The sequence below is a fragment of the Streptomyces sp. 35G-GA-8 genome (genome assembly GCF_023534745.1).
Taxonomy (GTDB): domain Bacteria; phylum Actinomycetota; class Actinomycetes; order Streptomycetales; family Streptomycetaceae; genus Streptomyces.
Window position 1 is genome coordinate 53,057 of the sequence record NZ_JAMHJQ010000019.1, and the last position, 23,664, is coordinate 76,720.

The following is a 23,664-nucleotide window of genomic DNA, read 5'->3' on the forward strand; positions in this document are numbered from 1 at the left end:
CAGGGCCGCCCTCCGGCCGACGGACGATCCGTCAGTTACGGGCCGAAACCGGCCCCACCATCAGCAATACCATCCGATGTCCCGGTCGTGCCACCACGGCCACCACGTATCAGACCGAGGTGTCCGATATCTCGCGCAAGCTGCGGGGACGCATGTCGGTCCAGTGCTCGTTGACGTAGTCGATGGCGGTCTCACGGTCCACGTCGCTCAGCGCGGCCGTCCAGCCCGCGGGGGCCGGGGCGAAGGCCGGCCACAGGGAGTACTGGCCCTCGTCGTTGACCAGGACGTGGAAGACGCCGTCGACGTCGTCGAAGGGGTTGGTGCTCATGGAGATGCGTTCCTTTCAGGTGTTCGGACAGGGCGTGGAGAGAAGGCGGAGAGAAAGCAGGGGCAGGGGGCAGGGGCGCTCACGGCTCACGGTTCGGGGCTGAGCAGGCCGGCCACCGCGTCGTCGGGCGCCGCGGCGATCGCCCCCAGCAGACGTTCCAGCTCCGTGGCCATCCGCTCGGCCCGGGGACGCTCCACCGCGTCCGGGCGGTGGCCGAGCCGCAGCGTCAGCGGGCCGTCGCCGGCGAACGCCGCCAGCGTCAGCGGGTAGTGCGTGGCGTCGCGCCCCTCGCTGTGGACGAGCCGCAGGCCCGGGGTGGCGCGTGCCAGGCTCACACGGTCGAGCGGGTAGTTCTCGAAGACGACGTGCGTGTCGAACAGTTCACGTCGGCCGACCAACCGCTGGATGTCTCCCAGCCCCAGATGCTGGTGCGGCAGGAGCGCGGCCTGCTCGTCCTGGAAACGCGCCAGCAGGTTCAGCACGGTCTCCGCGGGGTCGATCCGCAGACGTACCGGCACGGTGTTGATGAACAGTCCGATCATCGATTCCATCCCGGCGATCTCGGGCCTGCGGCCCGAGACGGTGGTGCCGAACACCACGTCCCGGGCGCCGCCGTGCCGGGCGAGCAGGAGCGCCCAGGCGCCCTGGACGACGGTGTTGAGCGTGAGACCGTGCACGCTCAGGTCGCGCAACGCCGCGGTCAGCGCCTCGGGCAGGGTGAACTCCACGGACCGTACGGGCACGGCGCCACCACGGACAACGGTCCCGCCGTCGGTCTCCTGGAGGAGCGACGGCGCCCGCGCGCCGGCGAGAGCGGCCCGCCAGGCGTCCCTGGCCGCGTCACCGTCCTGGGCCGCCAGCGCGGACAGATGCTCGCGGTAGGGCGTCACGGCGGGCAGCGCACCGGGGGCGCCCCCCTCGGCGTACAGCGCGAACAACTCACCGACCAGCAAGGACACCGACCACCCGTCCAGGATCAGATGATGGTGCGTCAGTACCAGCCGGTGCTCGTCCGGACCCCACGCGAACAGCGTGAAGCGCAGCAGCGGCGGCCGGTCCAGCTCGAAGCGCCGGCGCAGATCGGCGGCCGCGAGCCGGTCGAAGACACGCTCGCGGCGCCCGGCCGACACCACCCCGAGATCCAGCTCACGCCACTCCGGTGCGAGTGTGCCCGGCAGCACCTGGACCGGACGGGGCAGCTCGTGATGGACGAACGCCGCCCGCAGATTGGGGTGCCGCTCCAGCAGCCCCGACGCCGCCGCGCGCAGCGCCTCCCCGTCCATCTCGCCCCGTAGACGCAGGACGAGTTGCGCCTGATAGACATCAGGACTGTCCGGGGCGTAGAGCGAGTGGAAGAGCAGTCCCTGTTGGAGCGGCGTCAGCGGCAGGACGTCCACGAGACCGGGGTAGGCCGACTCCAGGTGGTCGATCTCCGTCTGCTGGAGCGGGACCAGGGGCAGATCGGACGGGCTGTGTCCGCCCGCCCCCGGGGTTCTGGCGTGCACGACCAACGCGTCGAGCGCGGTGAACCACAGCGAGGCCAGTTCCCGGATCTCCTCCTCCGTGAACGTCGTCCCGGCCCAGGACCACGCGGCGTTCAGCCGCGGTCCGGCCGGACCGTCGACGGTCACCGCGTCGAGGCCGAGGACATGTCCACCGGGCGGCGCGAGTGTCCCGTCCGTGTCGGGCAGCGTGGTGAACTCGGCGGTGATGTCCCAGTCCTCACGGCCCTCCGCGGCGATCCGGCCCAGGTAGTTGAACCCGGCCCGGGGCGCCCCCAGGGCGGACAGCTCCGGCGCCGCCACCGGGTCGAGATGACGCAGTACGCCGTAACCGATACCCAGGTCGGGCACGGCCCGCAATCTCTCCTTGACCCGCTTCAGGGCCCGGCCGAGCGCCGGGCCCGCGGTCCACACATCCGTCCAGACACATCCGGTGTTCTCCAGCCGGACCGGGAACATGCTGGTGAACCAGCCCACTGTCCGCGACAGATCCAGCTCGGGCAGTTCCGGACGTCCGTGGGACTCCAGCTCGACGACCACACCACGGGAGTCCCCGCCGGGCGCGCGGCCCCGGCGGCGGCGCCACTCCTCCATGGCGAGGGCCAGCCCGGTGAGCAGTACGGGCTCCACACCGCACCGGAAGGCCGCGCCCACTTCTGTCAGCAAGGGGCGGGTGCGCTCCGGCGGCAGCGTCGCCGCGAACCGCCGCGTCGCTCCTGTCGTCACTTCCTCCGGGGCGTCCGTCAGCGCGTCTCCCCCGGACAGTGCCTCTTTCCACAGGGCCAACTCGCCCTGCCGCGCACCGGTTTCGCCCTGCCCGGCGAGATATCCGGCCCAGTCGCGGAACGAGGTCCCGACGGAGGGCAGTACGGGAGGGCGGCCGTCGGCAATGGCCCGGTGAGCGGCGGCCAGGTCCGGCAGCAGAATGCGCCAGGAGACCCCGTCGACGGCCAGATGATGTACGACGAGGACCAGTCGGCCCGGCCGGAGTGGCCCGCCGTCGAGGAACACCGCCGACACCATCCCTCCCACGGCGGGATCCAGGCCGTCCCGGGCCGCGCGGGCCGCGTCGGAGAGGAGTACGGGCAGCCGAGCCCAGTCGTCGACGGCGTCGACCCGGCGTATCCGGTCCTCCGCGCGGACGGTTCCGGGCGGAAGGGCCTCCAGTGCCCAGTCCGCCGTATCGGCCGAACGATCCGCGTCACCCGCGCCATTGGGCCGGTTGTCGCCGCCCGTGCCGTCCGGTTCGGCCGGACCGCCGGGGCCCATGCGCAGTCGCAGCCGCAGTGCCGCGTGGTGGTCCAGCAGAGCCTGGAGGGAGTCGGCCAGTTGCCCGCGGGTCAGGCCCGGCGGGGTCCGCAGCGTGACGCACTGGCTGAAGGCGGCCGGATCGTCACCCGGCTGATCGCGCCACCAGCGCATGATGGGAGTCAGCGGGAGCTCACCGCTTCCGTCGCCCTCCCCCGACGGCACCGGGGCGGCACCCGCCTCGAACACCTCTGCTCTCTCGGCCAGTTGGGACATGCTGGGGTAGCGGAAGACATCGCGCACGGTGATCCGCAGACCGGCGTCGCGGGCCCGGCTGACCAGCTGAATGGCCATGATGCTGTCGCCGCCGAGGCGGAAGAAGCCGTCATCGACGCCCACCGACTCCTCACCGAGCAGCTCCGCGACAATGCCGCACAGCACCCGTTCACGCGCGGTTCGCGGCGCCGCGGAACGCGGCACGGGCCGGGGCGGTGCGGGGAGTGCGGCCCGGTCGAGTTTGTGGTGGCGGGTCAGTGGCAGCCGGTCCAGGAGGACGAGTGTCCCCGGCACCATGTACTCGGGCAGCACACCGGCCACGTACTCCCGCACCGCCGCCTCATCAACTCTCCGGCCCTCCTCCGGGACCACATACGCCACCAGCCGCCGGTCGCCGGGCCGGTCCTCCCGTACGACCACCGCCGCCTGGCCGATCCCGCCGTGTCCGGTCAGTACGGCGGCGACCTCATCGGTCTCGATACGGAATCCGCGCAGCTTCACCTGGCCGTCGACACGGCCCGCGAACGCCAGCACGCCGTCGGGCAGCCACCGGGCGCGATCGCCCGTACGGTACATCCGCGTCCCGGGCGGGCCGAACGGGTCGGCCACGAACCGCTCGGCCGTGAGTCCTGGACGGTTCAGATAACCCCGTACGACACCCGCACCCGCGAGATACAGCTCACCCGTCACACCCGCGGGCACAGGCCGCAGGAAGTCGTCGAGCACATGGACGCGGACGCCGTCCAGCGGGCGTCCGATCGGGACCCCCGACCGGTGGGTCCGGTCCTCGGGACCGGCGGGGGCGGGGCCGGTGATCGGGTGCCGGGTCGCGAACGTCGTCGCCTCCGCCGGCCCGTAGCCGTTCACCACGAGGGTGGAGGGGCAGTGCCGGCGCACCGCGCTCACGGCGCGCGGCGCCACCACGTCTCCCCCGGTCCACACCGTGTCCAGCTCACGCAGACACCCGGGGTTCTCCTCGGCGACGAGGTGGAAGAGACCGGCGGTGAGCCACAGCGTGGTGATCCCCGTGCCCGTGATCAGGCGCTCCAGCGTCGCCAGGTCCAGTTCGCCGGGCGGGGCGATCACCACCTCCCCGCCGTTCAGCAGCGGGACCCACGTTTCCAGGGTCGACGCGTCGAAAGAGAGCGGCGAGTGCATCAGGACGCGCTGCGGCCGGCTGCCTTGCCAGCACCTGTCGAGGGCGAGGGCGAGCACATCGCCATGGGTGACGGCCACGCCCTTGGGCACCCCGGTCGAGCCGGAGGTGTAGATGACCTGGGCCAGACCCGCCGGACTCGTGGTGCCGCCCACCGGAAGCGTCGGTCGTGGATCGGCGGCGGCCGGAGCGGTGTCCCGTACGTCGACGATCCGCGGACCGCCGGCGGGCCCGCCACCCGGGAACGCGTCGTCGGGGGGCACGACATCGAGGGGTGTGCCCTCGCCCGTGATCACCACCCGTGCACCCGACTCCGCCATCACCCGCTCCCGTCGTGCGCGCGGCGACCGCGAGTCCAACGGCACATACGCGCCACCGCACTTGAGGACCGCCAGCACGGCCACCACGAAATCCGCGCCCCGCTCCATCAGCACCGCGACCGGGGTCTCGGCCCCGACGCCGAACCCGGCCAGCCGTACGGCCAGCCGGTCGGACCGGGCGTCCAACTCCGCGTAGGTCAGCACCTGTCCCGAGGCCCGGACCGCCGGGGCGTCGGGCGCGCGACGTGCCTGCTCGGCGAATCTCGCGGGCACGGTGTCATGCGTGAGCCGCGCGGGTACGGGCGAGGTGCCCCAGGTGGTGAGCAGCCGATCGCGCTCCCCGCCGGCCAGGATGTCGATCAGGTGCACGGGGAGGTCGGGACCGGCGGAGACGCCCTCCAGCAGACGCGCGAAGCGGTCGCTGATCGCCTGTGCGGTCGCCCGGTCGAACAGTCCGGTCCGGTAGTCCAGCACCCCGTCCATGCCCAGGCAGGCGCCGTCCGGGCCGCGGTGTTCGTACAGACTCAGGGAGAGGTCGAACTTGGCGGCTCCGGTGCCGACCGTGTCAATCTCGGCCGACAGTCCGGGGAGTTGGAGCCGCCGCGGCGGCGCCGGGGTGACGACCAGCATCACCCGGAACAGCGCCTGCCCGCTCGCGGAGCGGTGCGGCGCGAGCGCCTCCACCACGTGGTCGAAGGGGGTGTCCTGATGGGCGAAGGCGGCCAGATCGGCGTCCCGGACCCGCCCGAGCAACTGACGGAACGTCAGCGTGCCCAACGCGTCGGAGGTGTCGGTGCGCAGCACCAGTGTGTTCACGAAGAATCCGACGATCCCGTCCCAGCGCGCGTCGGCGCGCTCCGAGACCGCTGTCCCCACGGGGATGTCCGTACCGGCACCGAGCCGGGTGAGCAGCGCCGCCAGCCCGGCGTGCACCACCATGAACACACTGGCGCGCTCGGTGGCGGCCAGCTCCGCGAGCCCGCGGTGCACCGGTGCGGGCACGCGGAACGTCACGGTGTCCCCGGCGTCCACCGCCTCCTCGCCCGCCGTCCCGGCCGTCCGGTCGGCGGGCAGCTCGATCCGTTCCGGCAGTCCGTCGAGTACGCGGGTCCAGTGGGTGAGCCCGCGCCGCGCCAGAGGCGTGGGCTCGCCGTCCGTACCCAGTGCCCGGCGCTGCCACAGGGTGAAGTCCGCGTACCGCACCGGCAGGGGCGCCCAGTCGGGCGCCAGGCCCCGCAGGCGGGCTGTGTAGGCCGTACGGAAGTCGGCCAGCAGCGGGGCGAGGGAGGCGTGGTCGCAGGCGATGTGGTGCAGCAGAAGCAGAAGCACCTGTTCATCGGAGCCTTTGCCGGAGCCTTCGCCGGACCCTTCGCCGGAGCCGGTGAGGAACAGCTCGGCCCGCAGCGGGCATTCGGCATCCAGCCGGAAGGCGTACCGGGCACTCGTCGCCAGTGCCTCCGCCAGCTCCCCCGGGCCGGTCCGGGTGACGGTGAGCGCGGAGCCGGCGTCCGCCGGCGGCAGGATCCGCTGGACCGGCCGGCCGGCCGCCTCCTGGACGACGGTGCGCAGCGTCTCATGACGCTCCGTCAGATCAACGAGCGCCGCCCGCAGCGCTTCCTCGTCGGCCTCGCCGGTCAACCGCATGACCAAGGGCACGTTGTACGCGCTGTCGGGCCCGGTGAGCGAGTGCAGGAACCACAACCGCCGTTGCGCGAAGGAGAGCGGCATGTGCTCGGGACGGCCGTCCGATGCCTCGGTGTCCTCGGCCCCTTCGACGCCGCGGGTACCGCCCCTGTCCGTGGCCGTGTCCGTGTCCGTGGCCGTGTCCAGGGCGACGTCCGGAGTGTGCCGCCACAGGTGGGCGGCGAGTTCCGCCACCGTCGGACGCGCGAACACGTCCCGTACGTCCACCTCCACCCGGAATCGCTCGCGCACGGCGCTGACCAGCCGCGTCGCGCGGAGACTGTCGCCACCGAGATCGAAGAAACTCTCCTCGGGCCCGACCCGCCCCGTACCGAGAAGCTCCGCGTACAGGGAGGCGAGCCGCCGTTCCTGATGGGTGCCGGGCGAGCCCGCGGCACGTACCGGCGCCGCCGGGACGGGAGCGGGCAGGGCCTTCCGGTCCAGCTTGCCGTTGGCGGTGAGGGGCAACGACTCCAGGACCACGAACAGCGCGGGGACCAGATGGCCGGGCAGCCGCTCCCGCAGGTGTTCCCGCAGACGCGCGGTGAAGGGGCCGGGATCGCCCACCGCCGCCGTCCCCTCGCGCGCGGGAACCACGTAGCCCACCAGCCGTGCGTCACCGCCGTCGCCACCGGGGCCGTCTTGGGCGTCGTCCGGTACGGCGGTCACGACCGCCTGCGCGACCCCGGAGATGCCCAGCAGCGCGCTCTCGATCTCGGCGGGCTCGATACGGAAGCCGCGGACCTTGATCTGGTCGTCGGACCTGCCGAGGTACTCCAGGCCACCGTCCGGCCGCCACCGTACGAGGTCACCCGAACGGTACAGCCGCGATCCCGGCGGGCCGTAGGGGTCGGCGACGAAGCGCGCCGAGGTCAGGCCGGGCCGGTCGAGATACCCCCTGGCCACCCCGGGGCCCGCCACATACAGCTCCCCCGCCGTCCCGGGCGGGACCGGACGCAGCCGGCCGTCCAGTACGTAGAGGCGGGTTCCCGGCAGCGATGTCCCGACCGGGCTGCCCTGTTCACCGCCGTGACGGGCGGCCAGATCGAGCCGGGTGGCGTGAACCGTGATCTCGGTGATGCCATACATATTGACCAGGACCGGAGAGGCGTCACCGCGCCGCCGGAACCAGGACCGCAGCCGTGCGGGCCGCAGCGCCTCACCACCGAGGATCACCCAGCGCAGTGTCAGGTCCCGCCCCCGGTCCGGCTCCTCGCCGTCGGCCGCCGCCAGCGCGTGGAAGGCGGACGGCGTCTGGTTCAGCACCGTCACCCGCTCCCGGGCGAGCAGGCCCAGGAACTCCCGGGGCGACCGGCTCACCTCATGGGGAACGACGACCAGCCGCCCGCCGTGCGCCAGGGCGCCCCACATCTCCCACACGGAGAAGTCGAAGGCGCAGGAGTGGAACATCGTCCACACGTCACCGGCGTGGAACCCGAAGTCGGCCGCGGCGCCTTCCAGCAGCGACACGGCGCTGTGGTGCTCCACCACCACGCCCTTGGGCCGGCCGGTGGAGCCCGAGGTGTAGATGACGTAGGCGGCGTGGCCGGGCGTCAGCGGCCCCGTTCGGTCCGCGTCCACCGGATCGGCGGACGAGAACTCGTCCAGAGGCCCGGCCGGATCGTCCGGAGTGACCACACACACGGGCCGCGCGTCCGCCATGATCGTGCCGACGCGGTCGGCGGGCCAGGCGGGGTCGATGGGGACATACGCCGCACCCGTCTTGGTCACCGCGAGGATCGCCGTGATCAGTTCGACCGAGCGGGGCAGCAGGACGGCGACCGTGTTCCCGGGGCCGGCGCCGCGCCGGATCAGCGCCCCGGCCAGCCGGTTGGCACGGGCGTTGAGCTCGCCGTACGACAGGAGGTCCGGCCCGCAGGTGACCGCCGGGGCCCCCGGGGTCCGCGCGGCCCAGCGCTCCACCAGCCTCGGCAGTGTGGCGGCGGACCGCAGTGGTGGGGTGCCGGCACGGGGCACCGTCCGCCGTCGCTCCCCGGCCGACAGAAGTCCCAACTCCCCTACCGGGCGGTCGGGTTCGGCGAGCAGGCCGGTCAGCAGCCGGACGAACCTGCGCGCCTCGGCGGCGGCCTCGCGCGGGCCGTAGCGGGCCGGGTCGGCGTAGAGGTCGACGCGCAGACCGGAGCGCCCCGTCTCCGGGTGGACGGTGACGGACAGATCCTCCACCGGGCCGACGGCGAGATGGTGCATCGTCATCGGCCGGCCCGCGAACCGCCGTCCGAAACTGAAGGGCATCACGTTCACGGCGAGCCCGTACAGCGCCTGCCCGGTGCCGGTCAGGCCCAGATCCCGGTGCAGATCCTCTGCACGGTAGTGCTGATGGGCGAGTGCGGATGTCATCTCGGCGTCCACGGCACGCACCAGCTCGGCCCCGGGCCGGTCCACGCGCACCGGCACCCGCAACGGCAGTACGTTCGAGGTCATGCCGCCCACCGCGCGGGCCACGGCGCCCGTACGGCCGGCGACCGGCAGCCCCAGCACCACCTCCTCGCCGGCGCCCGCTCCGGCGCGCGCGTGGGCCAGCAGGGCCGCCGAGGCCGTGGCCACCACCGGCCACCGGACCCCCAGCCGCCGGGCCAGCAGCCGCAGTTCGGCCAGCCCCTGCCCGGGAAGCCGGGCGACGCCGCGCGCCGCCACCCCGCTCAGGGCCTCACCCGTATCCACCGCGTCCACCGCCCGGGCGGACACGGGGCGCGGGTCGGCCATCCTGTCGGTCCAATAAGCACGGTCGGCGCCGAACTCCGGTGAGGCCCGGTAGTCGGCCTCCGCCCGCAGCAGCGCCTCCAGCGGGACCCGGGGGCCGGGCTCAGGGTCCTCCCCGCGCTCCAGGGCCGCGTAGACATCGCCGAGGCGCCGGGCGAAGAGCGCGCCGCCCAGACCGTCCATCACCAGGTGATGACAGAGCAGATACCAGCACACCCGCCCGTCCGAGAGCCGGATGAACGCCGTACGGAACAACGGCCCCGCCGCGAGGTCGAACGGGCGTGCCGCGTCGGCCCGCATCCACTCCACCGCCGCGGCCATCGGGAACCGCTCCTGTCGCAGATCCACCACAGGCACACGCCACGGCGGCAGCGGCCCGACCCGCTGCCGGGGCTCCTCGCCCTCCCCGGCGGGAAACCGGGCCCGCAGTGGCTCCGCCTCCGCCACCGTGAGCCGGAAGGCCGTCTCGAAGAGCCCGGGGTCCAGAGTCCCTGACACCTCGAAACCCGCCGCCACGTGGTACCGGGCCGGCGGGGCGAACTGCTGCCCCAGCCATATCCCGTACTGCGCGGTCGAAAGTGGGACGGAGCCGGGGCGGTCCGCAGTGTTCCCCGGCTCCGTACCCTGCCTCATACGACATTCCCCGGTGTGGCCGGACGGGCCTTCAGCCGCTGGGAGAGCACCTGGGCGACTTCGCCCAGCGGGCCGGGCCGCCCCAGCTCACCGTGGGTGCAGTCGATGGGCAGTATCTCCATCCCGCCGGCGTCCACCAGCGGGCGCCACAGGTCACGGGCGACGTCCGGTGAGGTCTCCCGGGCGGTGAAGATCAGTGGGTCGCCGGTGAACCGGCCCGGCTTGTGGGCGTACGAGAGGGCAGAGTTGTTGGCGAAGATCCGGGCGACGGCCGCGACCCGCTGCTCGTCGAACGAGGCGAGCAGCCCCGTCTGTTCGCGGGCGATCTCCACGAACCGCGGATAGGTCAGCGACTCGCCCGCCCAGCCGGCGGGGTCGTACCCGAAGAACTCCAGCACCATCGCCAGCACATCCCCGCCGGTCACCCGCGCCGTGGGCCCGCCCGCGCTGTCCTTGGCCCGGTCCGCGGGAAAGGCGTCCAGAACGGCCAGCAGTCCGACGCTCTCGCCGCTCAACTGGAGCTGTACCGCCATCTCATGGGCCACCAGCCCGCCGAACGACCAGCCCAGCAGCTGGTACGGGCCGGTGGGCTGCACGGAGCGGATGTGATCCACATAGTCCGCCGCCATCTCCTGGAGGGACGCGGGCAGCACCTCCTCGCCGTCAAGTCCTCGCGCCTGGAGGCCGTACACCGGCTGGTCCGTACCCAGCGGTCCGGTGAGCCCGGCGTAGGACCAGGCGATCCCCGCCGCCGGGTGGACGCAGAACAGGGGCGGACGCCCACCGGACTCGCGCAGCGGCAGCAGGACGCCGATACCGCTCCCCGGGTCCCGCTGTGTGCCCGCGAGCAGCACCTCGGCCGCCGCCTCGGTGCCCCCGGCGGACTCGCCGGCGCTCTCGCCACCCGCCATGAAACCGCCGACGCTCCGGGTGGGTTCGGTCGCCGCCGTGGTCAGCAGCCGGACGAACCGGTCGGCGAGCGATTCCACCCGCTCGCGCTCCATCAGATGCGGACGGTAGTCGAACCGGAGGAGCAGCCGCTCGCCGCGCGCGGACACCACCAGGTTCAGCGGGAAGTGCGGGGCGTCGTCCCCGTATGCCCGCGCCAGTTTCAGACCCGGCGCGGGTTCCGCCAACTCCTCCGTGTCGAGCGGGTAGTTCTCGAACGCCATCACGGTGTCGAACGGGTTCCCCACATCCGTGATCCGGCGGATCTCACCGAGGCTGATGTGGTGATACGGCAGCAGCCCGGCCTGCTCCCGCTGGAGCCTCACCAGCAGCGCGCCCAGCGACTCCGCCGGATCCAGCAGCACCCGCGTCGGCACGGTGTTGATGAAGAGCCCGACCATCGTTTCCACACCGGCGAGTTCCGCGGGCCGCCCCGAGACCACGGAGCCGAACACCACATCGGTGTTCCCGGTCTCCTGGCCCATCAGAATGCCCCAGCCCGCCTGGAGCACCGTGTTGGTCGTCACGCCGTGCCGGCGTGCCATGTCGACCAGGGCCACGGTCGTCTCCGCGCTCAACTGCACGGTGACATTGCGCGGCGCCATCGGCTCCGCCGTACCCTCTTCCAGCGCGACCCGGGTCGACGCCGTCAGCCCCGCCAGCGCCTCGCGCCAGGCGGCCTCCGCCTCCGTGCTGTCGACCCGTCCGAGCCACGACAGATACTCCCGGAAAGGGGTGGTGGCCGGAAGATCCACCGGCGGAAGGTCCCCGGCCGTGACCGAACCCTCGCCGCCCGCCTCCCGGTAGAGAGCGAACAGCTCCCGCAGCACGATGGGCAACGACCAGCCGTCCATCAGGATGTGATGTGTCGTCAGGACGACCCGATGACGGTTGTCGCCCAGCCGGATCAGCATCATCCGCATCATCGGTGGAGCGGTGGGGGTGAACCTGCGGCTGCGCTCCAGATCGAGCAGGCGGTCGATCGCCGACTCGCGCGCGTCCTCCGCGAGCGCGCCCAGATCCTCCTCCCGCCAGGGCAGTTCGGCCGCGGCACCGAACACCTGGACCGGCTCGGCCAGGCCCTGGTGGACGAAGGCGGCGCTCAGGTTGGTGTGACGCCGCAGCAGTGCCCGGCCCGCGGCACGGAGCCGGTCGGGGTCCAGATCGCCGACGAGTTCCAGCCACACCTGCACGGTGTAGACGCTGTGTTCGCCGACCGGTTCGTCCGCCGCCCCCGCTTCCTCAAGGGCGCCCTCGTCCGTCTCCGTATCGGTGCCCAACCCGCTGACCAGAACGTGGTACAGCAGCCCCTGTTGCAGCGGCGACAGCGGAAGGATCTCTTCCAGGCCCGGGTAGTCGCGCTCCAGCCGCTCGACCTCGTCCTGACTGAGGCTGGTCAGCGGGAAGTCGGAGGGCGTACGGCCACCCGCCCCGGGCTCCGCGGCGTGCGCGGCCAGCGCGTCCAGGATCTCGAACCAGGTGTCCGCCAGCTCTTCGACCAGCCGCTCGTCGAGAATGCCGTCGGGCCAGGTGAAACTGACGCCGAGTTCGGGTCCCCGCGCCGTGTCCTGGGTCAGTGCGGTGATCTCCAGCGGATGCGCCAGCGGCATGTCCGCGTCGGCCCCGGCGCTCATGCCCGTCTCCGGCGCGGGACCCCAGTCCGCCTCCCCCGACGCGGCGGGCAGCAGGAACCGGCCGAAGTAGTTGAATCCGATCTCCCTCGGCGCGGCGGCGGCCAGGGCGCCCGAGGTCTCCGGGTTCAGGAAGCGCAGCAGACCGAAACCGATGCCCTTGTCGGGGATCGCACGCAACTGCTCCTTCACCCGGCGCAGCGCCCGCCCCAGCTCCTGACGGGAGTCACGCCGGTCCTGGGGGCCGACGGCGCCGGGCGCGAGCCGTATCGGATACATGCTGGTGAACCAGCCCGCCGTACGGGACAGATCGGCGCCCGGAACGACCGGCTCACGGCCGTGCCCCTCCACATCGATCACCACATCGCTCTCACTACCGGCACAGCGCTGCACCGCCAGCGCGAGCGCCGTCAGCAGCACATCGTTGATCTCGCAGTGGAAAGCCGCCGGAATCGTGCTGAACAGATGCCGGGCGCGGTCGGCGCCGTATGTCACCGCACGGGAACGCGCGCGCCCCGTGGTGTCCACGGCCGGGTCCAGTGGCCGCTTCGCCAGCCGGGGCCCCGGCGTGGCCAGTATGCCGGTCCACAGGGGGAGTTCGGAGGTGCGGCGCTCCTCGCGCGCCTGCGCGGACAGCGCACGGCTCCAGTGCCGCAACGAGGTCTCCACCGGACGCAGCGCGGGAACCCGGCCCGCTTCGAGATCCTGGTACGCCCCGACCAGATCGGGCACCAGAATGCGCCATGACACCCCGTCACAGGCCAGGTGGTGTGCCATGAAGATCAGCCGGCCCGGTACGTCGTCGCCCGCGTCGAGCCAGACGATTCGCACCATCGTGCCCGCCTGGACGTCCAGTTGGCCCTTCGCCCGGCCGGCCTCGTCGGTGAGGAACCGCCCCAGGTCATCGACGCCCCTGACATCGACACGCCGCACACATGACGCGCCGGACACCGAGCCAGGGGGCCGTACCGAGAGCCGCCACTCGGCCGACGACCGGTCGAGCCGCAACCGCAGGGCGTCATGGTGGTCGAGGAGCTTCTGTACGGCGGCGACCAGCCGGTCCTCGCGCACCCCGCCGGGGACCTGGAGCAGTACGGCCTGGTGGAAGCCGTCGACCGGGCCGTCCAGGTCATGGAGCCAGCGCATGATCGGGGTGAGCGGTATGTCGCCCACGCCCGAGGCGGCGCCCCCGGACTTGGTACGCGTGGTCTCACGGGCCGCGGCGGCCAGCGCCTTGACGGTCTTGTACTCGAAGATGTCCTGCGGGGTGAGCACCAGCCCCACCTGACGCAGCCGGCTCACCAGCTGGATCGACATGATGCTGTCGCCACCGAGGTCGAAGAAGCTGGCGTCCAAGGGGACCTCGGACTGCCGCAGGACCTCGGAGAACACCCGCGCGACCTGCTCGACGCGGGTTTCGGCGGGCGTCACCACAGGCGCCGGCGGGGCCGTCGGCTCCGGCGCCACGGGCGCGGCCGGTCGGGCGGGAACGACGGGGACGAGGGCTCCGGCGGGCTCCGCGGGCTTCGTCCGCTCGACGGGTCCGGCCGACGCGGCGGGCTCGACGGCCGGTGCCGTGGCGGCGGGCTCCGGTGCGATGGCGGGTTCGGTGTCGCGGTCGAGTTTGCCGCTGGGGGTGCGCGGCAGCGACTCGGCGAGCCGTACCTCCGCCGGGACCAGATACGCGGGCAGTCGCTCGGCGGCCCACTCCCGCAGCGCCTCGGGCTCCGGACGCCCGGCTCCCGCCGCGGGCACCGCGTGGGCGACGAGCCGTGCGTCGCCCGCCGCGTCCTTCCGTACCGAGGCCATGGCCTCGCTCACCCCGGGGTGAGCGGCGAGTACGGTCTCCAGCTCGCCCAGCTCGATCCGGAATCCGCTGATCTTGACTTGTGCGTCGGCCCGCCCCAGGTAGCGGAGCTGTCCGTCCTCGCGCCAGAGGGCGAGATCCCCGGTCCGGTACATTCGGCTGCCGGGCGGACCGAACGGATCGGCCACGAAGCGTTCCGCGCTCAGTCCGGGCCTGCGCAGATAGCCGCGGGCCAGCCCGGCACCCGCCAGATACAGCTCGCCCCGCCGTCCCGGCTCCACCGGCTGGAGCGCCCCGTCGAGTACGTACGCGCGCACATGCGTCAGCGGACGGCCGATGGGCGGCGCACCGCCGGCCGCCGAGTCGCCGGCCTGTGAGTCATCGGCCGGGGACTCGTCGGAGGACCAGGCGGTGGCGTACACGGTGGCCTCGGTCGGTCCGTAGACATTGAGGAGTCTGCTGCCGGGCATGGTCCGCGCCACACGGTCGGCGAGGGCGGCGGGAAGCGCCTCCCCGGCCATCGCGAGCGTCTTCGCCGACAGTTCGACGCCGCCGAACTCCATGAGCTTCGCGAACACGGAGGGAATCGCGCACAGCAGCCCGCCCGACCAGCGCGGCGGGTCACCGTCGAGCAGTGACAGCAGATTGCCGACCACCTCGACACTGCCGCCGGTGGCCAGCGCGGGGAAGATCTCGGCCACCGACACATCGAAGCTGAACGAGGTCGCGGCCAGCGTGTGGGCGAGGGCCCCCGCGCCGAACTCGGCGGCCACCCAGGCGATCAGCGGCACCACCCCGCGATGAGCGACCACGACGCCCTTCGGCGTCCCGCTGGATCCCGACGTGTAGATCACATACGCCGGATGCGCGGGCAACAGGGGCGCCACGCGGTCCGCGTCGGTGGGCGGCTTCGGCGAGCAGCCCACCAGCTCGTCGGCGGTCTTCGCGTCGTCCAGTACGAGTATGTCGACGTCTCCCGGCCGGCCGTCGATGCCGAGGTCCGCGCCGGCGGCGTCGGTCACCACACACCGGGGGCGTGCGTCGTCGATCATGAAGCGGAGCCGCCGCGCCGGGTAGGCGGGGTCGAGCGGCAGATACGCGGCGCCGGTCTTCAGCACCGCGAGCATCGCGACGATCGCCTCGGCCGACCGCGGCAGCAGCAGCCCCACCACCTGCTCGGGTCCCGCCCCGCGGCGGATGAGCAGATGGGCCAGGCGATTGGCCCGCTCGTGGAGTTCGCCATAGGTGAGCCGCGTCGTACGGTCCCGGACGGCGATCTCGTCCGGGTGCCGGGCCGCCGCGCTCTCCAGCAGTTCCGTGAGCGTGCCCCGCTGGGGGCGCCGCTCCGGCGCCCCCGTCCAGCCGTGTACGGTCGCCCGGAGACCGGCGTCCAGCAGATCGAAGGAGCCCACGGGCAGGCCGGGGGCGGCCACGGCGGCGGACAGCAGACGCCCGAAACGCCGGGCGTGGGCAGTCAGTTCGGCGGCGGTGTAGCGGGCCGGCGCGCCCAGGAAGGTGATCCTCGGACGGCCTTCGCCGGGCTGCTCGTCCACCACCACGCGCAGATCGTGTACCGGTTCCTGGTCCACCCTGCGGGCGACGGCGATCAGCGCCCCGAACCGGATCTCCGGGCCGGGGGTCCGGATATCGGCAACGGGCCCGTAGAGCTGTGGGCGAGTGCCCGGCACTCCCAGCTCCCGGCACAGTTCGTCGTGCCGCAGCCGCTGGCGGGCGCGGACGCGGCGGCTCTCCTGGGCCGCCCGCTGGACGAGTTGGCCGAAGCCCATGGCGGGACGCACCGTCAGCCGTAGCGCCGCGATGTCCTCGGCCGCGCCCGGCACGCGCCGGGAGACCCGGCTCTGCCGTCCGTCGACCGGCAGGCCGAGCAACAGGTCCGTAGCGCCGTTCAGCCGGTGCGCGTACGCGCCGACGGCGGCCAGCAGCACGGCCCGGGAGGCCGTTCCGCTGTAGCGGGCCGCCGCGCGCAGCCGGTCGGTGTCGGTGGTGCTGAGGACCACCGGGGTCGAGGGCTCGGCCGGAGCCCGGACAGCGGCGTCGACGGCGCCCGGCGCCGATTCCCCGGCGAGGGTCACCGGCTCGGCGCGGCCCGCGACATATCCACGCCAGAACGTGAGATCCCGGCCGCGGTCGTCCGACGCGCGGTACTCGGCCTCCTCCGCGAGCAGCACCGCAGGTGACGCCAACGCCGAATCCTGTGGCGGCCATCCCTCGGCGCGTGCGGTGTAGACCTCCGCCACCCGGCGGGTGATCAGCGAGCAGCCGTAGCCGTCGAGCACCGAGCGGTGATGGCGGTGGAACCAGTGGAAGCGGTGCGCCGAGAGACGGATCAGCGCCTGCGCCGACGCCGCGTTCCCGGCCGGGCGGGGCGAGCGGGCGAGCTCGGCCCGTACCCACTCCTCTGCCGCGGTGACCGGGGCGGGGTCGGTGCTGAGGTCGACCAGGGGAAGCGGCAGGCCCTCGGCGAGTTCCAGGGCCGGCGGCCCCTGCGTACCCGGATCGCTCCCCGGCAGCCGCACGCGCAGCGCCTCGCTCTCCCGGACGACCTGGGCCAGCGCCCTCTCGAACGCCGGGACGTCCAGAACGCCGTGGATCTCCACGACCTCCGCGACGAACCGGCCCGGCCCCCAGGGGTCGGCCGGCGAGTCGCGCCAGACCTCCCGGCCCGCGGCGGACATTGCGTGACGCGCACTCTGCTGGTCAGCCATGGCTGGCTCCTCCCCGCGAGACGAGATGGTGTTCCGGATGCTGCCTCTGCTCCGGGTACTGATAGAAACCGCGGCCGGACTTGCGGCCGACGCTGCCTTCCGCGACATGGCGGGCCAGCAGGGGGCACGGCCGGAAACGTTCGTCCCCGGTGAACTCGCGCAGCACTTCGAGTGAGTCGACCACGGTGTCCAGCCCGATGAGGTCCGCCGTACGCAGGGGCCCCATGGGGTGGCCGAAGCAGTCCTGGAAGACGCGGTCCACGGTCTCGGCGTCGGCCGTTCCCTCGCCCAGCACGGCGGCGGCCTCGTTGAGGGTCAGCATCAGCACGCGGTTCGTCACGAAGCCGGGCGCGTCACGGACCACGAGAGCCCGCTTGCCGAGTTCCGCGAGGAGGTCCACGGTCCGACGGACGGTCCACTCGCTGGTCCGCGGCGCGCGGATGACCTCGACGGAGTCCTTGAGGGGGGCCGGGTTCATGAAGTGGGTGCCGATCACCCGGTCGGGACGGCCGGTGACGGAGCCGAGCCGGGTGATCGGGATACACGAAGTGCAGGACGCGAAGACCGTGTCGGGACCGCACACCTGGTCCAGCTGCCGCAGGATCTCCTCCTTGATCGGCACCTTCTCGCGCGCGCACTCGACCACGAAGAGAGCCGGGGCCAGATCCGGCAGTTTCGCCGACCAGGTGACACGGTCCTCAAGGGACGGGGAGGGGGACGGGGAAGAGGGCGCGGGTGTCCCGGCGCCTGCCCCCGCTCCGGGTCCCGCGCCACCGGGCCCGGCTCCGGCTCCGGCTCCGGTCGACGGCGAGGAGCGCCGTCGTAACAGCCTCGCCATCCGCACCCCCGCGCGGAGGCGGGCCGGGCCGCTGCTGAGGGCCGCCGGATCGGGATCGACGACCACCACGGGATATCCGGCCTCCGCGAAGCACTGCGCCACGCCGACCCCCATGGTTCCGGCACCGACGACACCCACGGGCGCGCCGGGTGTCATGGCCGGCTCACTGTCCTTGCGTTCGCGCACGGTTACGGATCTCCTTCGGCTCTGTCCGGGATGTCAGTCGGCGAGTGACGCGGCGGCGCCGAACCACAGGCGGGGCAGTGGCGCGGCGGGCTCACGGAGGGCGGCGCGCAAGAGGGCGACCAGATCGTCGGCCAGGGCGGCGACCGTCGAGGCGTCGAACATCTCGGTGCGGTACTCCACCGAGATCTGCAACGCGTCCGGCCCGGGGCCTTCGACGACCGACCAGACCAGGTCGTGCCCCGCCGTACCGCCGGCCGGGGTGAGCCGTCCTGCCTCCTCCCCCGGCCACCGCACGGCACCGGCCTCGATGCCGGCCGCCGCGCCGAGCGCCGCGGGCAGGCGGTGGTGGGCGTAGACGACATCGAAGAGCGGCGCCCGCCCGGGCTCCTGAGGCACACCGGCCGCGCGGACGATCTCGGCGAGCGGCACATCCCGATGGTTCTCCGCGTCGGCGGCCACCTCTCGGATCCGCCCGGTGAGCCGGTCGAAGGAAGGCTCGTCGGCGAGCGCGATCCGCAGGGGCAGCGTGCGCGCGAACGGGCCGATCGACTCGCCGGCGTCCGGCGCCGGCGCCGTGGTGAGTCCGATGACCGCTTCCTCCGTCTCGGAACGCAGGGCGAGAAGCGTGGCGATACCCGCGAGCAGCCCCTCACGGGCTCCGGAGCGGCCCAGTCCGACGGCGAGTTCCGCCGGAACCAGGAAGGTGTGGGCGGCGCAGGCGCCCGTACCGGACAGCGGGCGCGGCCGGTCGGCGGGCAGGTCGAAGGCGCGCAGCCCGGCGAGGGTGTGCTTCCAGTGGTCGAGGCGGCCGTTGAGCGGAGCATCCGCACCCGGAGCATCAGCGCCCTGAGCATCACCGCCCTGGCCTCCAGCGCCCGGCTCGCGCCGCGGGCGCGCGTACTCGTCGTACGGGACGGGGGGTTCGGGCAGGGCGGGCAGTCGCGCCGGGTGTCCGTGCAGCCGCGCGCCATAGAGGGCGAACAGGTCCCGGAAGAACACACCGGGCTGCCCTCCGTCGTAGGCCGCGGGGTGGGTGGTCACCACGAGGATGTGCTCGGTGGGGCCAGTGGTGATCAGCAGCGCGCGCAGCGGACGGGCCGCCACCGGTTCCACTGGTCTCCGCGCTTCCGCCAGGGCGAGTTCACGTGCGGCGGCGGGCGGGTCGTCCCGGTCGGAGGTGTCGACCGCCGTGAAGAAGTCACCGCGTACGGGACGCAACACGGCGTGCCGCTCCGCCAGCTCCCGCAACGCGGTGCGCAACCGGGCCCCGTCCACCTCGCCACGCAGCTCCAGCCAGACGCTGACCGGGGCTCCGTGTTCTTCGTGATCTCCGTGGTCTCCGGAGTCGACGACCGGGGCCGGGGTGCTCGGGGCGGCGGACTCTGCGGCGGTCGGCTCGACGGGGATCTCCCCGTACGGCGTGTCCTCGTTCGCCGCGACGGCACCCAACAGCTCCATCAGCGAGGCCGACAGGGCCTCGACCGTACCGGCGTCGAAGAGCTGCGTGGCGTACTCGATCACCACGTCGAGCGACTCCTCGCCCGCCCGCTCGGCGACGACCACCGTGAGGTCGAACTTGGCCGTGCCCTTCGGCAGTCCGGGGAAGTAAGGACCGGTGTCCTCGTGTCCGGCGGGACCGAACAGGTCCTCGCCGAACGCGAGCCCCGCCGGAAGGGTCTGGTGGACGTACATCACATCGAAGATCGGGTTCCGGCTGGGATCGCGCTCCGGTGCGACCTCACGCACAATCTTGTCGAACGGGATCTCCTGATGGTCCAGTGCGCCGAGCACCACACCTCGTACCTGGCGCAGCAGCTCCCGGAAGGTGGGATCGCCGGAGAGGTCGGAGCGCAGGGCGATGGTGTTGTTGAAGAAGCCGAGCAGGCCCCACAGTTCGGGGCGGCTGCGGCCGATGGTCGGGGTGCCGATCACGATGTCCCGCTGACCGGACCAGCGCGAGAGCAGCACTTTGAGGCCGGTGAGCAGCACCATGAAGAGGGTGGCGGTCTCCCGGCCGCCCACGGCCCGCAGTCCGTTGACCAGTTCACCGGGGATGGTGAACCCATGGGAGGCTCCGGCGAAGTCCATCCGGGTGGCACGCGGCCGGTCGGTGGGCAGTTCGAGCGCGGGGGGATCGCTCAATCGCCCGCGCCAGTAGTCCAGTTCACCGTCGAGGCGGGAGCCCTCCAGCAGTTCGCGCTGCCAGCGCGCGTAGTCCCGGTACTGCACGGGCAACGGCTCGAACCGGTGTACGCGGCCTTCCAGGCGGGCCGTGTAGAACGCCAGGAACTCCTTCATCTGGATCTGGGGCGCCCAGCCGTCGTTGACCGCGTGGTGCATCGCCCAGCAGAAGAGATACTCGTCGGGCGCGACACGCACCAGGGTCACCCGGACCAGCGAGTCACGGGCGAGGTCGAACACAACGCCGGTCTCCACCCTGATGACCGCGCGCGCCGCGGCCTCGGGGTCCGGGTCGGCGGAGACGTCCTCGTACCGGAAGAAGTCGCCCAGCCGCGGGCGGATCACCAACCGGGGCCGCCCGTCGGCCTCGACGAAGTTCGACCGCAGGGTCTCGTGCCGCTGGGCGAGATCTTCCCAGGCGAGCCGTACGGCGTCGGGATCCAGCGGGCCGCGGTGCCGGGAGACGCCCGGCAGGTTGTAGAGCGTGGTGGTCGGGTCCAACTGGTGGTGGAACCACATGCGTTCCTGCCCGTACGACAGCACCAGTTCGTCGCCGGGGAGGATCGGCGGCAGCGTGGGGCCGTCGTCCCGGGCGGCGGGCTCGGCCGACAGCTCCGGCCATGTCCCCTTCTCCGGCGGGGCCTGTGGCAGCCGGGCCGAGAGTGCGTCCGCGAGATCGCCGACGATGGGGTGGTCGTAGATGTCGACCAGTTTGAGGTGGGCGCCGTAGCGCCGCTCCATTCCCTGGACGAGCTGGAGCGCGATGACGGAGTTCCCGCCGATGGTGAAGTAGTCGGCGTCGGCGGGGACTTCGTCCGCGCGAAGCAGATCGGTCAGGGATTCCTGGAGCCAGCTCAGCACCGTCTGCGAACCGGACGGCGCGGACGGACCGGGCTCGGGCACGGGCTCGGGCACGGGCGCGCGCACGGGTTCGGGGGCCGCGGGGACGACGGGTACGGGGACCGGAGCCGACGCCGGAACGGGCCTGGGCGCGGGAACATGGACTGGAGCCGGGACAGGGGCAGGCCCAGGGGCAGGCGCCGGGGCAGGGGCAGGCGCGGCGGTGGGCGCCGGGGATGTCGCCGCCTCGGTGGCCGCCGCCGTCGACACGACCGTCGACGCGGCCGTTCCGAACCCCTCGAAGGAGATGATGTCGCCCACGGGCCTGGCCCAGCAGCGGACGCCCCGGAGCGGGCGGCCGGGCAGCGGGACCCGGCGGCCGACGCCCCCGCGTTCGCCCGCCGCCGCTGCCAGCGCCGGCCAGTCGGGATCCCACCGCAGCTCGTAGAGCCGGGCGAGCACATCGAGTACCCCGTCCGTGCCGGATTCCAGAGTCAGGACGCGGGCGCCGGGGCGGCCGTCCAGATACTCCGACAGTCGCTCGCCCAGTTCCCCGCGCGCCGCCAGCTCGACGAAGACGACGGGACCGCTCTCCAACTGCTCGTCCGCCGCGGCCCGCAGCTGTTCCAGCCGGAGTGCCCGGCCGGCCACAGTCGGGTCCTGGCCGCTCGTCGCCCGCTCCAGCGCCGTGGTGTCGGCGGGCGTCAGGGTGTTCTGGAGATGACGGACGGTGTAGCGCGAGATCCCGGAACTCATCAGCCCGTCAGGGGCCACGCCGGCCCGGGTGAGCCGGGTGTACGCGGCGAGCTGGGCGCGCACCATCGCGGCGCGATCGGCCGGTACGGGCAATCGCTCGGGCAGCGGGTCCGGGGACGGGCCCGTCCCCGGCGACCGGCCGGGGTCGGCGTCACCGGAGAACAGGAACACCACGCGGGGCGCGGTGGCGCGCCGGGATTCGGTCCGGCCGACCCCCGGGGACGGCGCCGTACCGGGAGCCGCCAGCCGCTGCCAGGTGGCCTCGGCGGCCAGTGCGACGGCCAGTTCGGCGGTCCGGCGGGCCACGGCGCCGACGCGGTAGGGGTGGTGCTCCCGTCCCTCGTTCAGGGTCCTGGCGATATCGGCCAACGGCCGCGTGCTGTGGCGCAGTTCGAGCGAGAGCCGTTCACACTGCGCGATGAGTTCGGCGGGCGTACGGGCGGAGACACCGACCAAGCGCGCCTCGGCCGGGCCATCGCTCGTGTCGGCCGCGCGCCGTACGGCCGTCGGAGGCGCCTGCTCCACCACACAGTGGGCGTTGATGCCACCGAGGCTGAACGAGCTGACACCGGCCCGGCGCACCTCGTCCCGCCAGGGCCGGACCGATGTCACGACATCGAGGCGAGCGCCGTCGAGGTCGATCTCCTCCGGCGCCCGTTCGAAGTGCAGCGAGGGGTACAGCTCACCGTGTCGCACACTGAGGATGGTCTTGACCAGCCCGGCGATTCCCGCCGCGTGGTCCAGATGTCCGAGATTGGTCTTCACCGATCCGACCGCGAGGCCGCGTCGGTCGCCGGGGCGGGCGAGCGTCAGCCCCTCCACCTCGATGGCGTCGCCGAGCCGGGTGCCCGAGCCATGTGTCTCGACATACCCGGCCGTCGCGATGTCCAGGCCGGCGCCGCGCCACGCCTTGCGGATGACCTCGGCCTGGGACCGTGCGCTCGGTGTGCTGATGGTGGCGGAGTGCCGGCCGTTGTGTACGACGGCGCTGCCGCGGATCACGGCGTGGATGAACGCGCCGTCCGCCAGCGCCTGCTCCAGGGTGGTGAGCAGCAGTACGGCGCCGCCCTCGCCGCCGCCCGCCCCGTCCGCCGCGTGGTCGAACGCCCGGGACCTGGCGGTCGGCGAGCTGATGCCGGGAAAGTCCGCCACGGTGGCCGCGGGGGCGATGACATGGCGCAGGCTCACCCCGCCGGCCACCGCGTACCGCGCGTCGCCGTCGCGCAGCTCCCGGCATGCCTGGTGTACGGCGACGAGCGATCCGTTGCAGCCGGTGTCGACGCCGTAACAGGGCCCCGTGAGCCCGAAGATGTGGGAGACCCGGGCGGGCAGTCCGCACGGGATGTTGCCGATCATGCTCAGTGTGCCCTGCTCGCGGACGAGCGGCGCGTAACCGTTGCTCGGGGAGCTGAAGATCACGGCGGTCTGGCTGTCACGCAGGCCCTCGGGGGCGTATCCGGCGTTCTCCAGGGCCTCGTGGGTGAGTTCGAGGGCGAGCCGGTGCTGCGGGTCGGTGACCTCCGCCTCGCGCCGCGACAGACCGAAGTACTCATGGTCGAAGAGATCGATCCGGTCCAGATATCCCAGCTCCGGGTAGTCCACGGAGGGGTCCAGACAGGTGGACTCGACCCGCTCGGGCGGTATCGGGCGTACGGAGTCGACGCCGTTGAGCAGATTCGCCCGGAACGCGTCGAGGTTGTCGGCCCCCGGAAAGCGCGTGGCGATACCGATGACCGCGACGGCCGGCCTCGTCGGCGTCGCACCGTCTTCGCGCGCCGTAAGGTCGTTCGGCACCGCGCGGTCTTCCGGCGTCGCACCGTCGTTCCGCGTCGCACCGGTTCCGTACGCCACACCCGTCCCGGTCATATCGCCCTCCCGTTCATG

The 23,664-nt window shown here is 72.9% G+C and carries 5 protein-coding genes; all 5 read right to left on the bottom strand.

All coding sequences use genetic code 11. The features are described from left to right. Positions 1-109: 109 nt before the first annotated feature. The gene (locus M1203_RS33360) at positions 110-328 is read right to left on the bottom strand and encodes an MbtH family NRPS accessory protein (RefSeq protein WP_249953590.1); all 219 of its coding nucleotides are present in this window, start codon (positions 326-328) and stop codon (positions 110-112) included. A gap of 86 nt (positions 329-414) precedes the next feature. Next, a complete protein-coding gene (locus tag M1203_RS33365; protein ID WP_249953591.1) occupies positions 415-9,867 on the bottom strand; it encodes a non-ribosomal peptide synthetase in 9,453 nt (3,150 codons plus the stop codon). Next, positions 9,864-16,979: a non-ribosomal peptide synthetase gene (locus M1203_RS33370; RefSeq protein WP_249953592.1), complete on the bottom strand. Its 7,116-nt coding sequence runs from the start codon at positions 16,977-16,979 to the stop codon at positions 9,864-9,866. The genes M1203_RS33365 and M1203_RS33370 overlap by 4 nt, the downstream gene beginning before the upstream one ends. Then, a complete protein-coding gene (locus tag M1203_RS33375; RefSeq protein ID WP_308404944.1) occupies positions 16,972-18,003 on the bottom strand; it encodes a 3-hydroxyacyl-CoA dehydrogenase family protein in 1,032 nt (343 codons plus the stop codon). The genes M1203_RS33370 and M1203_RS33375 overlap by 8 nt, the downstream gene beginning before the upstream one ends. 33 nt (positions 18,004-18,036) lie before the next feature. Beyond that, positions 18,037-23,646, bottom strand: a complete 5,610-nt coding sequence (locus tag M1203_RS33380; protein WP_249953593.1) for a condensation domain-containing protein — start codon at positions 23,644-23,646, stop codon at positions 18,037-18,039. Positions 23,647-23,664: the final 18 nt, after the last annotated feature.

Bases quoted from the DNA above. Each gene is read 5' to 3' on its own strand.
- M1203_RS33365 (WP_249953591.1), bottom strand. From the start codon at position 9,867: ATGAGGCAGGGTACGGAGCCGGGGAACACTGCGGACCGCCCCGGCTCC.
- M1203_RS33360 (WP_249953590.1), bottom strand. From the start codon at position 328: ATGAGCACCAACCCCTTCGACGACGTCGACGGCGTCTTCCACGTCCTG.
- M1203_RS33370 (WP_249953592.1), bottom strand. From the start codon at position 16,979: ATGGCTGACCAGCAGAGTGCGCGTCACGCAATGTCCGCCGCGGGCCGG.
- M1203_RS33380 (WP_249953593.1), bottom strand. From the start codon at position 23,646: ATGACCGGGACGGGTGTGGCGTACGGAACCGGTGCGACGCGGAACGAC.